Annotated in this window: 13 protein-coding genes and 1 pseudogene; 12 read left to right on the top strand and 2 right to left on the bottom strand. The window is 72.0% G+C overall.

What is annotated here, in order from left to right; genetic code table 11:
• Positions 1-651, top strand: a pseudogene (locus BBH68_RS01860) (excinuclease ABC subunit UvrA); the annotation flags it as partial.
• Between the two features lie 66 nt (positions 652-717).
• Here the strand turns inward: BBH68_RS01860 and BBH68_RS01855 are convergent.
• Both BBH68_RS01855 and BBH68_RS01850 read right to left on the bottom strand, forming a co-directional pair.
• The gene (locus BBH68_RS01855) at positions 718-1,680 is read right to left on the bottom strand and encodes a carbohydrate kinase family protein (RefSeq protein ID WP_065958449.1); all 963 of its coding nucleotides are present in this window, start codon (positions 1,678-1,680) and stop codon (positions 718-720) included.
• Positions 1,681-1,691: 11 nt separating this feature from the next.
• A complete protein-coding gene (locus BBH68_RS01850; protein WP_065958448.1) occupies positions 1,692-2,705 on the bottom strand; it encodes a LacI family DNA-binding transcriptional regulator in 1,014 nt (337 codons plus the stop codon).
• A gap of 143 nt (positions 2,706-2,848) precedes the next feature.
• Between BBH68_RS01850 and uvrC the strand changes: the two genes are divergently transcribed.
• The 11 genes from uvrC to pgi form a co-directional block, all read left to right on the top strand.
• Positions 2,849-4,897, top strand: a complete 2,049-nt coding sequence (uvrC, locus tag BBH68_RS01845; protein ID WP_065958447.1) for an excinuclease ABC subunit UvrC — start codon at positions 2,849-2,851, stop codon at positions 4,895-4,897.
• Entirely contained in the window at positions 4,894-5,829 is a 936-nt protein-coding gene (gene rapZ, locus BBH68_RS01840; protein ID WP_065958446.1) for an RNase adapter RapZ, read from the top strand. The genes uvrC and rapZ overlap by 4 nt, the downstream gene beginning before the upstream one ends.
• Positions 5,826-6,845, top strand: a complete 1,020-nt coding sequence (locus BBH68_RS01835) for a gluconeogenesis factor YvcK family protein (RefSeq protein WP_065958445.1) — start codon at positions 5,826-5,828, stop codon at positions 6,843-6,845. Before rapZ ends, BBH68_RS01835 begins: the two co-directional genes overlap by 4 nt.
• On the top strand, positions 6,836-7,825 hold the full coding sequence (gene whiA, locus BBH68_RS01830) for a DNA-binding protein WhiA (protein ID WP_065958444.1): 990 nt from the start codon (positions 6,836-6,838) through the stop codon (positions 7,823-7,825). Before BBH68_RS01835 ends, whiA begins: the two co-directional genes overlap by 10 nt.
• 283 nt (positions 7,826-8,108) lie before the next feature.
• A complete protein-coding gene (gap, locus tag BBH68_RS01825) occupies positions 8,109-9,113 on the top strand; it encodes a type I glyceraldehyde-3-phosphate dehydrogenase (protein ID WP_065958443.1) in 1,005 nt (334 codons plus the stop codon).
• Between the two features lie 101 nt (positions 9,114-9,214).
• Positions 9,215-10,417 (top strand): phosphoglycerate kinase, encoded by a 1,203-nt coding sequence (locus BBH68_RS01820; RefSeq protein ID WP_065958442.1) that lies wholly within the window; start codon positions 9,215-9,217, stop codon positions 10,415-10,417.
• Between the two features lie 5 nt (positions 10,418-10,422).
• The gene (gene tpiA / locus BBH68_RS01815) at positions 10,423-11,199 is read left to right on the top strand and encodes a triose-phosphate isomerase (protein ID WP_065958441.1); all 777 of its coding nucleotides are present in this window, start codon (positions 10,423-10,425) and stop codon (positions 11,197-11,199) included.
• Positions 11,200-11,380: 181 nt separating this feature from the next.
• Positions 11,381-11,608 carry a preprotein translocase subunit SecG gene (gene secG / locus BBH68_RS01810; RefSeq protein WP_065958451.1) on the top strand — a complete coding sequence of 76 codons (228 nt, stop codon included), beginning with the start codon at positions 11,381-11,383 and terminating at the stop codon, positions 11,606-11,608.
• A gap of 194 nt (positions 11,609-11,802) precedes the next feature.
• The gene (locus BBH68_RS01805) at positions 11,803-12,138 is read left to right on the top strand and encodes an RNA polymerase-binding protein RbpA (RefSeq protein ID WP_076971064.1); all 336 of its coding nucleotides are present in this window, start codon (positions 11,803-11,805) and stop codon (positions 12,136-12,138) included.
• A 131-nt stretch (positions 12,139-12,269) separates the two neighbouring features.
• A complete protein-coding gene (locus BBH68_RS01800; protein ID WP_065958440.1) occupies positions 12,270-13,523 on the top strand; it encodes an MFS transporter in 1,254 nt (417 codons plus the stop codon).
• A 49-nt stretch (positions 13,524-13,572) separates the two neighbouring features.
• On the top strand, positions 13,573-14,803 hold a 1,231-nt coding region (gene pgi, locus BBH68_RS01795; RefSeq protein WP_065958439.1), incomplete at its 3' end, for a glucose-6-phosphate isomerase.

Genomic DNA, 14,803 nt, shown 5'->3' with positions numbered 1-14,803 from the left:
GACATGCCCATCGAGGAGGCGCTCGACTTCTTCGAGGCCGTGCCGACCATCGCCCGCCACCTGCGCACGCTGACCGAGGTCGGGCTGGGGTACGTCCGGCTCGGGCAGCCCGCGCCGACCCTCTCCGGCGGCGAGGCGCAGCGCGTCAAGCTGGCGAGCGAGCTGCAGAAGCGCTCGACCGGGCGCACGGTCTACGTCCTGGACGAGCCCACCACCGGGCTGCACTTCGAGGACATCAGCAAGCTGATCAAGGTGCTCTCGGGGCTGGTCGACAAGGGCAACACCGTGATCGTCATCGAGCACAACCTCGATGTGATCAAGACCGCCGACTGGGTCGTGGACATGGGCCCGGAGGGCGGCAGCGGCGGCGGTCTGGTCGTCGCCGAGGGCACCCCCGAGGAGGTGGCCTCCGTCCCCGCCAGCCACACCGGCAAGTTCCTGCGGGAGATGCTGGGCGGCCGGGTGAGCGACGCGGCGGTGCCGGCCGCGCGGAGCGGCGGGAGCAAGGCCGCCGCGAAGGCCCCGGCCAAGAAGGCCCCGGCCAAGAAGGCCCCGGCCAAGAAGGCCGCAACGAAGAAGGCCGCTGCGAAGACCGCCGTCAAGAAGGCCGCGTCGAAGACGGCGGCCGGACGGCGCGCGGCCGCGAAGTAGCGCGACCGGAGCGTGCCGCGCCCCGGCGAGGGCGCGGCACGCTTCCGGTCCGCGGCACGCTTCCGGTCAGAGCTCGCTCGCGTAGGGCGGCTCCGCGCCCGCCCGGGAGCAGGTGACGGCGGCCGCCCGCGCGGCGAAGCCGAGCACGTCCTGCCAGGCCGCGTCGTCCAGCTTCGCCACCGCGTCCGCCGACAGCGCCTGGTGCGCGGCCAGCCGGTGCAGCAGCGCGGCGTTCACCGTGTCGCCCGCCCCGATGGTGTCCACCACCTCGACCCGTACGCCGGGCACCGAGCAGCCGCCCCCGTCCCGGGTGAGCACGCTGACGCCGTCCCCGCCGTGGGTGAGCACCACCGCCGCCGGGCCCGCCGCCAGCCACTCACGGGCGGCCGCCGCCGGGTCCTGGGAGCCGGCCAGCCAGGCGGCGTCCTCCTCCGACAGCTTCAGCAGGCCGACGTGCGGCAGCCAGCCGTGGAACCGCGCCCGGTAGGCGTCGGCGTCGGGGATCAGACCGGCGCGGATGTTGGGGTCGAGCGCGGTGAACACCCCCCGCGCCGCCTCGCGCCGCAGCAGCGCCTCGTACGCGCTCGCGCCCGGCTCCAGCACCAGCGAACAGGTGCCGAAGGACACGGCCGCGACGGAGTCGGGAAGCGCCGCGGGCAGCTCGAACAGCCGGTCCGCGGTGCCCTCGACATAGAAGCCGTAGCCCGCCGAGCCGTCGTCGCCTATCGAGGCGACCGCCAGCGTGGTCGGCTCCGCACCGCGCTGCACCAGGGCGGTGTCCACGCCGTCGTCGCGCAGCCCTCGCAGCAGCGCCTCGCCGAAGCCGTCCGTGGAGATCCGGGAGCAGAAGGCGGTCGGCGAGCCCAGCCGGGCCAGCGCCACCGCCGTGTTGTACGGGCCGCCGCCGCGCCGCGGCAGCAGCGCGGGCAGCGCCGGCTCCGGCGCGGGGTCGTCGGCCCGCACCGGGCCGTCGGGGGCCGGGCGGCCGGGCACCAGGTCGATCAGGGCTTCTCCGGCGACGACGATCACGGGGCGTTTCCTCACGTAGTGGATGGACTGGGGGCACAGCCGCACGAGGTGCGGTGCACGAAGGCACAGGGCAGCCGGACGGTCCGCGGCGGGCGGGCGGGGTCCTCCAGCCGGTCGAGCAGCAGCCTGACCGCGGTGGCGCCGATCTCGCGGCTGGGCTGCGCGATCGCGGTCAGCCGGGGCGAGAACACATCGCCCCAGGAGAAGTCGTCGAAGCAGACCAGCGCCATGTCGTCCGGGACGCCGAGGCCCGCCTCCTCCAGGGCGCGCAGCGCGCCGATGGTCATCGCGTTGTTCCCGGTGACCAGCCCGGTGGGCGGCCGCGCGGCCGCCAGCAGCCGATGGGTGGCGGCCCGGGCCCCGTCCGCCTCGGAGTCGCCGCCGGCCAGCAGCTCGGGAGCGAACGGCAGCCCCCGCCGGCGCAGCCCGGCGCGGTAGCCGGCGATCCGCTCCTCGGTGGTGCTCAGCCCGGGCGCGCCCGCGACCAGGCCGATGCGGGTGTGGCCGAGGTCGGCGAGGTGGAGCACGAGCTGTTCCACGTGGAAGGCGTTGTCGGCGCCCACCTGGTCGTGGGCGTCGCCGACCAGCCGGTCGAGGAAGACGGCCGGGACTCGGTGGCGGGTCAGATAGTCGATCATCGCGCCGGGCTCGGCCGAGGCCGCGACGATCAGCCCGTCCACCCGCCGCTCGTGGAGCAACTGGACGGCCTTGCGCTCATGGACGGGGTCGTCGTGGGGGTCGGCGACGAGCAGGCCGTAGCCGTGCTCCAGCGCGCCGGCCTCCACGCCCCGCAGGATCTCGGTGAAGTACGGATTGCTGGTCGCCGACACCGCCAGGCCGATCGAGCGGGTGCGCGCGGTGACCAGGGAGCGGGCGAGCGTGTTGGGGGTGTAGCCCAGGGCGTCGATGGCCTCGAGCACCGCCTCGCGGGTGCCCGGGAGCACCGGACGGGTCTCGTTGAGCACGTGCGAGACGGTGGCCACCGACACGCCCGCGCGCCGGGCCACATCGGCCATGGTCGCCATGGGGCAGGAACGTACCTCACCGAAAGCCGCGCGTAAACGCTTGCGCAAACGTTTACGCGCGACGGACGGCAGAATCGGGACGAGCGCGCGCCGGGCGGCCGGGCGGCTCCGGACTGTCACTCCCCGCCAGTAGGGTGGTGACCATGGCCGACCCGAGCAGCTACCGCCCCAAGCCGGGACAGATCCCCGAGTCGCCGGGGGTCTACAAGTTCCGAGACGAGCACGGCCGGGTGATCTACGTCGGAAAGGCGAAGAGCCTGCGCCCGCGCCTCTCCTCGTACTTCCAGGACCTGGCGAACCTCCACCCCCGCACCCGCACCATGGTGACCACGGCCGCCTCCGTGGAGTGGACCGTGGTGAGCACCGAGGTCGAGGCGCTGCAGCTCGAGTACTCCTGGATCAAGGAGTTCGACCCCCGGTTCAACGTCAAGTACCGCGACGACAAGAGCTATCCCTCCCTCGCGGTGACGCTCAACGAGGAATTCCCCCGGGTCCAGGTCATGCGCGGCCCCAAGAAGAAGGGCGTGCGCTACTTCGGTCCCTACGGCCACGCCTGGGCCATCCGCGAGACGGTCGACCTGATGCTGCGGGTGTTCCCGGTGCGGACCTGCTCCGCCGGGGTGTTCAAGCGCTCCGCCCAGATCGGCCGCCCCTGCCTGCTCGGCTACATCGGCAAGTGCTCCGCGCCCTGCGTCGGCCGGGTGACCGCCGAGGAGCACCGCGAGCTGGCCGAGGAGTTCTGCGACTTCATGGCCGGGCGCACCGGCACCTACCTGCGCCGCCTCGAGCAGCGGATGCAGGAGGCCGCCGAGGAGATGGAGTACGAGAAGGCGGCCCGGCTCCGCGACGACATCGGGGCGCTCAAGCGCGCCATGGAGAAGAACGCGGTCGTCCTGGCCGACGCCACCGACGCCGACCTGATAGCGGTCGCCGAGGACGAGCTGGAGGCCGCCGTCCAGATCTTCCATGTGCGCGGCGGCCGGGTCCGCGGCCAGCGCGGCTGGGTCACCGACAAGGTGGAGGCCGTCGACACCGCCGGCCTGGTCGAGCACGCGCTGCAGCAGCTCTACGGGGAGGAGAAGGGCGACGCGGTGCCCAAGGAGGTCCTGGTCCCCGCCCTGCCCGACCCCGTCGCCCCGGTCGCCCAGTGGCTCGGCGACCGCCGCGGCTCCCGGGTCGACCTGCGCATCCCGCAGCGCGGCGACAAGAAGGACCTGATGGCCACCGTCGCGCGCAACGCCCAGCAGGCGCTCGCCCTCCACAAGACCAAGCGCGCCTCCGACCTGACCACGCGCTCCCGCGCCCTGGAGGAGATCGCCGAGGCCCTGGAGCTGGACTCCGCCCCGCTGCGCATCGAGTGCTTCGACATCTCCCATCTGCAGGGCGAGGACGTCGTGGCGTCCATGGTGGTCTTCGAGGACGGTCTGGCCCGCAAGAGCGAGTACCGCCGCTTCCAGATCAAGAGCTTCGTCGGCCAGGACGACGTCCGCTCCATGCACGAGGTCGTCAGCCGCCGCTTCCGCCGCTATCTGCAGGAGAAGACCGACACCGGGGAGTGGGGCCCGGCCGCCGAGGGCGGCGCCCCCGGCGACGAAGGCGCCGACGGGGCCGGAGCGACCTCCGGGCCCATCGACGACAGCGGCAGGCCCAAGCGGTTCGCCTACCCGCCGCAGCTCGTCGTCGTGGACGGCGGCCGGCCGCAGGTCGCCGCCGCCAAGCGGGCGCTGGACGAGCTCGGCATCGACGACGTGGCGGTGTGCGGCCTCGCCAAGCGGCTGGAAGAGGTCTGGCTGCCCGACGACGAGGACCCCGTCGTGCTGCCCCGCAGCAGTGAGGGCCTCTACCTCCTGCAGCGCGTGCGCGACGAGGCGCACCGCTTCGCCATCACCTACCAGCGCAGCAAGCGGGCCAAGTCCATGAAGGCCGGCCCGCTGGACACCGTGCCCGGGCTCGGCGAAAGCCGTCGGCAGGCCCTCCTGAAGCACTTCGGCTCGCTCAAGAGGCTGCGCGCCGCGACAGTGGAGCAGATATGCGAGGTGCCGGGGGTGGGCCGCAAGACCGCCGAAACGGTCGCCGCCGCCCTCGCCACGGCGGCCCCGGCCGCCCCGGCGGTGAACACCGCCACAGGAGAGATCATTGAGGACGAGGCCGCGAGCGCGGCGTCGTCATCGACGCGGGGGACGGGAACATGAACGAGCATGAGAAGTATGGAGACGGAGCGCAGGTGAATACGGGCACCCCGCCGGATGCCGCCGAGGCGGCGGCCATCCCCGAGCTGGTGATCATCTCCGGCATGTCGGGGGCGGGCCGCAGCACCGCCGCGAAGTGCCTGGAGGACCTCGGCTGGTTCGTCGTCGACAATCTGCCGCCCGCGCTGATCCCCACCATGGTGGACCTCGGCGCCCGCTCCCAGGGCAATGTGGCCCGCATCGCGGTGGTCGTCGACGTCCGAGGCCGTCGTTTCTTCGACAATCTCCGCGAATCCCTGGCCGACCTGGCCGCCAAGAACGTGAAGCGCCGCGTGCTCTTCCTGGAGGCGTCCGACGAGGCCCTGGTGCGCCGCTTCGAGTCGGTGCGCCGCCCGCACCCGCTCCAGGGCGACGGCAGGATCGTGGACGGCATCGCGGCCGAGCGCGACCTGCTGCGCGAGCTGCGCGGCGACGCCGACCTGGTCATCGACACCTCCAGCCTCAACGTGCACGAGCTGCGCGCCAAGATGGACGCCCAGTTCGCCGGCGAGGAGGAGCCGGAGCTGCGCGCCACCGTCATGTCCTTCGGCTACAAGTACGGCCTGCCGGTCGACGCCGACCTGGTGGTGGACTGCCGCTTCCTGCCGAACCCGCACTGGGTCCCGGAGCTGCGCCCCTTCACCGGGCTCAACGAGGAGGTCGCCGGCTATGTCTTCAACCAGCCCGGCGCCAAGGAGTTCCTCGACCGCTACGCGGAGCTGCTGCAGCTGATCGCGGCCGGCTACCGCCGCGAGGGCAAGCGCTACGTCACCATCGCCGTCGGCTGTACGGGCGGGAAGCACCGCAGCGTCGCGATGTCCGAGCGCCTCGCCGCCCGGCTCGCCGCCGAGGGAGTCGAGACCGTCATCGTCCACCGTGACATGGGGCGCGAGTGACGATCCGGACCAGACGGCTGCGGCGGCTGGTCGGATCCCGTACGAGCCGGGGAGCGCAGCCCAAGGTGGTGGCGCTCGGCGGTGGCATGGGGCTGTCCGCCTCGCTGGCCGCCCTGCGCCGGATCACCGGCGATCTGACCGCCGTCGTCACCGTCGCCGACGACGGGGGCTCCAGCGGGCGGCTGCGCGACGAGCTCGGCGTGCTGCCGCCCGGCGACCTGCGCAAGGCGCTGGCCGCGCTGTGCGGCGACGACGACTGGGGCCAGACCTGGGCCCGGGTCATCCAGCACCGCTTCGCCAGCGAGGGCGAGCTGCACGGCCACGCGGTCGGCAATCTCCTGATCGTCGCCCTCTGGGAGCAGCTCGGGGACCACGTCGAGGCCCTTGACCTGGTCGGCAAGCTGCTGGGCGCGCACGGCCGGGTGCTGCCCATGTCGGCGGTCCCGCTGGAGCTCCAGGCGTTCGTCCGCGGCCATGATCCGAGCCGCCCGGACGAGGTCTCCACGGTGCGGGGGCAGGCCACCGTCGCGCTCACCCCCGGCGAGGTGCAGTCGGTCCACCTGGTGCCGGGCGGCCCGCCGGCCGTGCCCGAGGCCGTGGAGGCGGTGCTGGACGCCGACTGGGTGGTGCTCGGCCCCGGCTCCTGGTTCTCCTCCGTGATCCCGCACCTGCTGGTCCCCGAGCTGCTCGAGGCGCTCACCGAGACCAAGGCCCGGCGGGTCCTGTCGCTGAACCTGGCCCCCCAGCCGGGCGAAACCGACGGCTTCTCCCCGCAGCGTCATTTGGAGGTTTTGGCCCGACACGCCCCTAAACTCGCCTTCGACGTGGTGCTGGCCGACGAGGCCGCCGTCCCCGACCAGGGCAGTCTGTGCGAGGCCGCGAAGCGGCTGGGAGGCACGGTCGAGCTGGCGCCGGTGGCCAGGCCCGACGGCTCTCCGAAACACGACCCGGAGCTTCTGGCCGCCGCGTACGACCGTATTTTTCGGATGCATGGAAGGATCGGCCCATGGCGATGACGGCAGCGGTGAAGGACGAAATCTCCCGGCTCCCCGTCACCCGCACCTGCTGCCGGAAAGCGGAGGTCTCGGCGATCCTGCGGTTCGCGGGCGGGCTGCACCTGGTCAGCGGGCGCATCGTGATCGAGGCGGAGCTCGATACGGGCATCGCGGCCCGCAGAGTCCGCAAGGACATCCTGGAGATCTTCGGCCACTCCTCCGACCTGGTGGTGATGGCCCCCGGCGGGCTGCGCCGCGGCAGCCGCTACGTGGTGCGAGTGGTGGCGGGCGGTGACCAACTGGCCCGGCAGACCGGGCTGGTCGACGGCCGCGGCCGGCCGATCCGCGGGCTGCCGCCGCAGGTCGTCTCGGGTGCCACCTGTGACGCGGAGGCCGCCTGGCGCGGGGCCTTCCTCGCCCACGGCTCGCTCACCGAGCCCGGCCGCTCCTCCTCGCTCGAGGTGACCTGCCCCGGCCCCGAGGCCGCGCTCGCCCTGGTCGGCGCGGCGCGCCGGCTCCAGATCGCCGCCAAGGCGCGGGAGGTGCGCGGGGTTGACCGCGTCGTCGTCCGTGACGGTGATGCGATCGGCGCGCTGTTGACGCGGCTCGGCGCCCATGAGTCGGTGCTCGCCTGGGAGGAGCGCCGGATGCGCCGCGAGGTGAGGGCCACCGCCAACCGGCTCGCCAACTTCGACGACGCCAACCTGCGCCGCTCGGCCCGGGCCGCCGTCGCCGCCGGGGCCCGGGTGCAGCGCGCCCTGGAGATCCTCGGCGAGGAGGTGCCCGAGCACCTGGCCGCGGCCGGGCGGCTGCGCATGGAGCACAAGCAGGCGTCCCTGGAGGAGTTGGGCGCGCTCGCCGACCCGCCGCTGACCAAGGACGCCGTGGCGGGCCGTATCCGCCGCCTGCTGGCCATGGCCGACAAGCGCGCCCAGGACCTGGGGATCCCGGGGACGGAGTCCAGCCTGACCGAGGAGATGGCCGAGGGCATGGTCGGCTGACCGCACCCGCTGACCGCCCCGGCTGACCGTACGTCAGGGGTCCGCGCCCCCGGTTCCCATGAGGAGCCGGGGGCGCCGCGGCGTCGACCGTCCGTGGCAGATCGTGACAGAACGTGACCGAGACGTCGACGGAGCGGGCGGTCCGTCCCCCTTTCCGGTGGCGGATGGCCACTGGTGCCAATGTCACGTACGTCCCGTGATAGCGGTAGGGTCGGAGGCGGTCGGGGACATCCAAGTCAGCTCGCCGGCGTCCATACCGGCACACCAACGAGGAGATCGGTTCGTGACGATCCGCGTAGGCATCAACGGCTTCGGCCGCATCGGACGCAACTACTTCCGCGCGCTCCTGGAGCAGGGCGCGGACATCGAGATCGTCGGTGTCAACGACCTGACCGACAACGCCACTCTGGTCCACCTGCTGAAGTACGACACGATCCTCGGTCGGCTGAAGCAGGAGGTCAGCCACACCGACGACACCATCACCGTCGGCAACCAGACGTTCCGCACGCTCGCCGAGCGCGATCCGGCCAACCTTCCGTGGGGCGAGCTCGGCGCCGACGTCGTGATCGAGTCGACGGGCATCTTCACCAAGCGTGACGACGCGGCGAAGCACCTGGCCGCAGGCGCCAAGAAGGTCCTGATCTCCGCGCCCGCCAAGGACGAGGACATCACCATCGTCATGGGCGTCAACCAGGACAAGTACGACGCCGCCAACCACCACATCATCTCCAACGCGTCCTGCACCACCAACTGTGTCGCCCCGATGGCCAAGGTCCTCGACGAGGCCTTCGGCATCGCCAAGGGCCTGATGACCACGGTGCACGCGTACACCAACGACCAGCGCATCCTGGACTTCCCGCACAAGGACTGGCGCCGGGCGCGGGCCGCCGCGCAGAACATCATCCCGACCTCCACCGGCGCCGCGAAGGCCACCGCCCTGGTGCTCCCGCAGCTCAAGGGCAAGCTGGACGGCATCTCCATGCGCGTCCCGGTGCCCACCGGCTCGGTCACCGACCTGGTCGTCGAGCTGGACCGCGAGGTCACCAAGGACGAGATCAACACCGCCTTCCAGAAGGCCGCCGAGGGCCAGCTCAAGGGCATCCTCGACTACACCGAGGACCAGATCGTGTCCTCGGACATCGTCAACTGGCCTGCCTCCTGCACCTTCGACTCCTCGCTCACCATGGCCCAGGGCAAGCAGGTCAAGATCGTCGGCTGGTACGACAATGAGTGGGGCTACTCGAACCGCCTCGTCGACCTGACCGTCTTCGTCGGCAACCAGCTCTGACCAGCCGCCGTTACCTGCGCTGACCGCTGTCGCGATGAGCCAGGACAGGGCCCGGTACGACGCTGTCGTACGGGCCCTGTCCCATGAACAAGGAGTCCTCAGTGAAGACGATTGACGATCTTCAGGTCGCCGGGAAGCGGGTCTTCGTCCGCGCCGATCTGAACGTGCCGCTCGACGGCGAGACGATCACCGACGACGGCCGTATCCGTGCCGCCGTGCCGACCCTCGCCAAGCTGGTCCAGGCGGGCGCCAAGGTGATCGTCGCCTCCCACCTGGGCCGCCCCAAGGGCGAGCCCGACCCCCGCTTCTCGCTCGCCCCGGTCGCCCGGCGGCTCGGCGAACTCCTCGGCAAGGAGGTCGCGTTCGCGGCCGACACGGTCGGGGACGGCGCCCGCCGGGTCGTGGACGGGCTCGCCGACGGCGATGTCGCGCTGCTGGAGAACCTGCGCTTCAACGCCGGGGAGACCAGCAAGGACGACGCCGAGCGCGGCGCCTTCGCCGACCGGCTGGCCGCCCTCGCGGACCTCTACGTGGGCGACGGCTTCGGCGCGGTGCACCGCAAGCACGCCTCCGTGTACGACCTCCCGGCGCGGCTGCCGCACGCCGCGGGCGACCTGATCGCCGCCGAGCTGACCGTCCTCAAGCAGCTCACCGAGAATGTGAAGCGCCCGTACGCGGTGGTCCTCGGCGGCGCCAAGGTGTCCGACAAGCTCGGTGTCATCGGCCATCTCCTGGAGAAGGCCGACCGCATCCTCATCGGCGGCGGCATGGCGTACACCTTCCTCAAGGCCCAGGGCCACGAGATCGGCACCTCCCTGCTGCAGGAGGACCAGATCCCGGCCGTCCAGGAGTACCTGGCGCGCGCCAAGGAGCGCGGCGTGGAGTTCGTGCTCCCCGTCGACGTCCTGGTGGCCCCCGGGTTCCCGGACCTGAAGACGAAGGCCCCGGCCAACCCGCGGGCCGTCTCCGCCGCGGAGATCCCGGCCGACCAGCAGGGTCTGGACATCGGCCCGGAGACCCGCAAGCTGTACGCCTCGAAGCTGACCGACGCCGCCACCGTCTTCTGGAACGGGCCGATGGGCGTCTTCGAGCACCCCGACTTCGCCGAGGGCACCAAGGCCGTCGCCCAGGCGCTGGTCGAGAGCCCGGCCTTCACCGTGGTGGGCGGTGGCGACTCCGCCGCGGCCGTCCGCATCCTGGGCTTCGACGAAAAGGCTTTCGGCCACATCTCGACCGGCGGCGGAGCGAGCCTCGAATACCTCGAGGGCAAGACGCTCCCCGGCCTCGCCGCACTGGAGGACTGAACACCGTGAGTGACCGCACCCCGCTGATCGCGGGCAACTGGAAGATGAACCTCAACCACCTCGAGGCCATCGCCCATGTCCAGAAGATCACTTTCTCGCTCACCGACAAGGACTACGAGGCCGTCGAGGTCGCGGTCCTGCCGCCGTTCACGGACCTGCGGACGCTGCAGACCCTGGTCGAGCACGACAAGCTGAAGATCAAGTACGGCGCGCAGGACCTCTCGGCGCACGAGTCCGGCGCCTACACCGGGGAGATCTCCGGCGCGATGCTGGCCAAGCTGCGGTGCTCGTACGTGGCGGTCGGCCACTCCGAGCGGCGCCAGTACCACGCCGAGACCGACGAGCTGTGCAACGCCAAGGTCAAGGCCGCCTTCCGGCACGACCTGGTGCCGATCCTGTGCGTCGGCGAGGGCCTGGACGTGCGCAAGGCGGGCAACCAGGTCGCCCACACCCTCGCGCAGCTCGACGGGGGCCTCAAGGACATCCCGGCCGAGCAGGCCGAGCGGATCGTGATCGCCTACGAGCCGGTCTGGGCCATCGGCACCGGCGAGGTGGCCACCCCCGAGGACGCCCAGGAGGTCTGCGGGGCCATCCGGGGCCGCCTGGCCGAGCTCTACGGCCAGGACGTGGCCGACAAGGTCCGGATCCAGTACGGCGGCTCCGTGAAGCCCGGGAACGTCGCCGCGATCATGGCCCAGCCGGATGTGGACGGCGCGCTGGTCGGCGGAGCGTGCCTGGACGCGGACGACTTCGTCAAGATCGTCCGGTTCCGCGACCAGTGAGCGGGCCGGCGAGCGACCGGCGAGCAGACCGGTGGGTAACCGGCGAGCAGCCGGTGAGTAGGCCGTAGCAGGTCGCTCGTCGTACCCTGGCGGGGGTCGAGGTGGTGCGGTCGTCACCACCCGGCCCCCTCGTTCCTCAACCGTTCCGTCCAAGCCCGAGAGAGTTGGTCCAGCCGTGGTCATGGGGTTCTCGATCGCCCTCATCATCTTCAGCGTCCTGCTGATGATGCTGGTGCTCATGCACAAGGGGAAGGGCGGAGGTCTGTCCGACATGTTCGGCGGTGGCATGCAGTCCTCCGTGGGCGGCTCCTCGGTCGCCGAGCGCAACCTGGACCGGATCACCGTCGTCGTCGGACTGCTGTGGTTCGTGTGCATCATCGTGCTCGGCCTGCTGATCAAGCTCGATTGAGCCGATAGCTGACGTACCGTCGTGAGCGCGGCCTATCATGGGCTTGCGTCCTCGGGGGCACCTCCCGGCCGCGGGCCGCGGGAGGGTGTAACTCCTCTTACTGGACGCGCGTTGGGCCTTACGTAGACTGGGGCGCCCGGCAGCGGAGCTGCCTACCAATGCTTCGCGGCACCATCACGCAGGGAGTTACGACCGTGGCAAGTGGCAACGCGATCCGTGGAAGTCGGGTCGGAGCGGGGCCGATGGGAGAAGCGGAGCGAGGCGAATCGGCGCCTCGTCTGCGCATTTCCTTCTGGTGCTCGAACGGGCACGAGACTCAGCCGAGCTTCGCCAGCGACGCGCAGATCCCGGACACTTGGGACTGCCCCCGCTGCGGCTTCCCGGCCGGCAAGGACCGGGACAACCCGCCGGACCCGCCGCGCACCGAGCCGTACAAGACGCATCTGGCGTATGTGCGGGAGCGGCGGAGCGACGCCGACGGCGAGGCGATCCTCGCCGAGGCCCTCGCCAAGCTCCGCGGCGAGATCTGACCGACAGGCAGGACGGCGCACGGTACGACGGCCCGGCCGGGCACCTCTGACGGGGGTGCGCGGCCGGGCCGTTGTCAGTGGTGGGGGCTACGGTCGTGAGGTCGGTCGGGGCACGGGCGCGAGGGGGCGGTATGACCACGGCGGAGGCGGCGGACCGGGACGCCGGGGGGCAGGCGCGGCAGGCGCCGCTCGCCTGGCGTGGCGGGTTCGGGCGACTGTGGGGCGCCGCGGTGGTGTCGCGGTTCGGGGACGCGCTGCGGGGGGCGGCGCTGCCGTTGCTGGCCGTCTCGCTGACCGACTCCCCGGTGCTGGTCTCCCTGGTGACCGTGTGCGGATTCCTGCCCTGGCTGCTGTTCGGGCTGCTCGGCGGGGCCCTCGCGGACCGGGTGGACCAGCGGCGGGCGATGTGGGCGGTGGACGCGGCCCGGGGCGCGCTGATGGCCGCCTTCGCCGTCGCAGTATGGCTGGGGCATGCCACGATCGGCCTGCTGCTCGCCCTCGCCTTCGCGCTGACCACCCTCCAGACCCTCTTCGACAACGCGGCCACGGCCCTGCTGCCCTCCGTGGTGCCCCGGGAGGCCCTGAGCCGGGCCAACGCACGCCTGATGACCGGCCAGGAGGTCATGGGCCGGTTCGTGGGCGCGCCGCTGGTGCCGGTGGCCCTGGGGCTCGGCGCCGCGATGCCGTACGCGGCGGACGCGGTCAGCTATCTCGCCGCCGCCGCGCTGGTCGCCTCGCTGGGCGGGGGCGCGCGGGCGGAGCGGCGGGAGCCCCGGGCGCCGGGGCGCACGATCCGCAAGGACATGGCCGAGGGTGTCAGGGTGCTGTGGCGGGACCGGCTGCTGCGGGCGCTGTGCGTGTCCACCACGCTGTGCAATGTGGGCGTCGGGGCGCTCATCGCCACGCTGGTGTTGCACATCACCGGCTGGCTGGGCGCCGGGGACGCCGGTTACGCGGCCGTCATCACGGCGTACGGGATCGGCGGCGTCCTCGGCGGGCTGGTGGCCGCGCGGGTGGCGGAGCGGCTGGGGCGCGCCCCCACGATCATGGTGTGCGGCCTCGCCCAGATCGCCGCCCTCCTCGCCCTGGGCACGATCCGCGCGCTGCCGGCCGCCGTGGCCGCCCTGGCCGTCTTCGGCCTCGCCGGGATGATCTGGAACATCACGGAGGTGACGATGATGCAGCAGCGCAGCCCCGCCGAGATGCTGGGCCGGGTCAGCGCCGCCTTCCGCACCCTGTCGATCGCCGGCAGCCCGCTCGGTGCCCTGCTCGGCGGGGTCAGCGCCGCCGCGTGGGGGCGGGGCACACCGGCGCTGGCGGCCGCCGCGCTCTTCGTCGGCGGTCTGGCGGCCCTCGTTCCCGGGATGCGGTCCCCGATCAATTAGGTTGGGGACACGGGGGCCAGGCACCGAGGAGAAGTGGGCTGATTCCGAGATGAACGCAGACGGCCGCAGCAGGCTCGACCAGCTGCCCGAGTGGAACGCACTGGCCGCACACCGCCAGGAGCTGGGCGACGCGCATCTGCGCGAGCTGTTCGCCCAGGACCCCGAGCGCGCGGAGCGGTTCACCCTTCAGGTCGGCGACCTCCATCTGGACTACTCCAAGCACCTGGTGACCGACGAGACCCTGCGGCTGCTGCGGGAGCTGGCCCGGGCGACCGAGGTGACGGAGCTGCGGGACGCCATGTTCCGCGGCGAGAAGATCAACACCACCGAGGACCGGGCGGTGCTGCACACCGCCCTGCGCGCCCCGCACTCCGCCGTCATCCGGACCGACGGCAAGGACGTCGTCCCGGAAGTGCACGCGGTGCTCACCAAGATGGGCACGTTCGTCGACCGCGTCCACTCGGGGGAGTGGACCGGCCACACCGGCAAGCGCATCAAAAACGTCGTCAACATCGGCATCGGCGGCTCCGACCTGGGCCCGGCGATGGCGTACGAGGCGCTGCGCGCCTACAGCCACCGCGAACTGCGGTTCCACTTCGTCTCCAACGTCGACGGGGCGGACCTGCACGAGGCGCTGCGCGGCCTGGACCCGGCCGAGACCTTGTTCATCGTCGCCTCCAAGACCTTCACCACCATCGAGACCATCACCAACGCCACCTCCGCCCGCCGTTGGCTGCTGAGGGGTCTCGAAGCGGGCCAGGAAGCGGTCGCCAAGCACTTCGTCGCGCTGTCGACCAACGCGGAGAAGGTCGCCGAGTTCGGCATCGACACCGACAACATGTTCGAGTTCTGGGACTGGGTCGGCGGGCGCTACTCCTTCGACTCGGCCATCGGCCTCTCGCTGATGCTCGCCATCGGCCAGGACCACTTCCGCGAGATGCTGGCCGGCTTCCACCTCGTCGACGAGCACTTCCGCTGCGCCCCGCCGGAGGAGAACGCGCCGCTGCTGCTCGGCCTGCTGGGCATCTGGTACGGGCAGTTCTTCGACGCACAGTCCCACGCCGTGCTGCCGTACTCGCACTACCTGTCCAAGTTCCCCGCTTACCTCCAGCAGTTGGACATGGAGTCCAACGGCAAGTCGGTGGACCGCGAGGGCCGGCCGGTGAGCTGGCAGACCGGCCCGGTCGTCTGGGGGACGCCCGGCACCAACGGGCAGCACGCCTACTACCAGCTGCTCCACCAGGGCACCAAGACGATCCCGGCCGATCTGCTTCGCCAAC

Origin of the sequence: Streptomyces sparsogenes (genome assembly GCF_001704635.1) — a bacterium.
Classification (GTDB): Bacteria; Actinomycetota; Actinomycetes; order Streptomycetales; family Streptomycetaceae; genus Streptomyces; species Streptomyces sparsogenes.
Note: the sequence above shows the minus strand (reverse complement) of the source record. Positions and strands in the feature narration are given on the sequence as shown.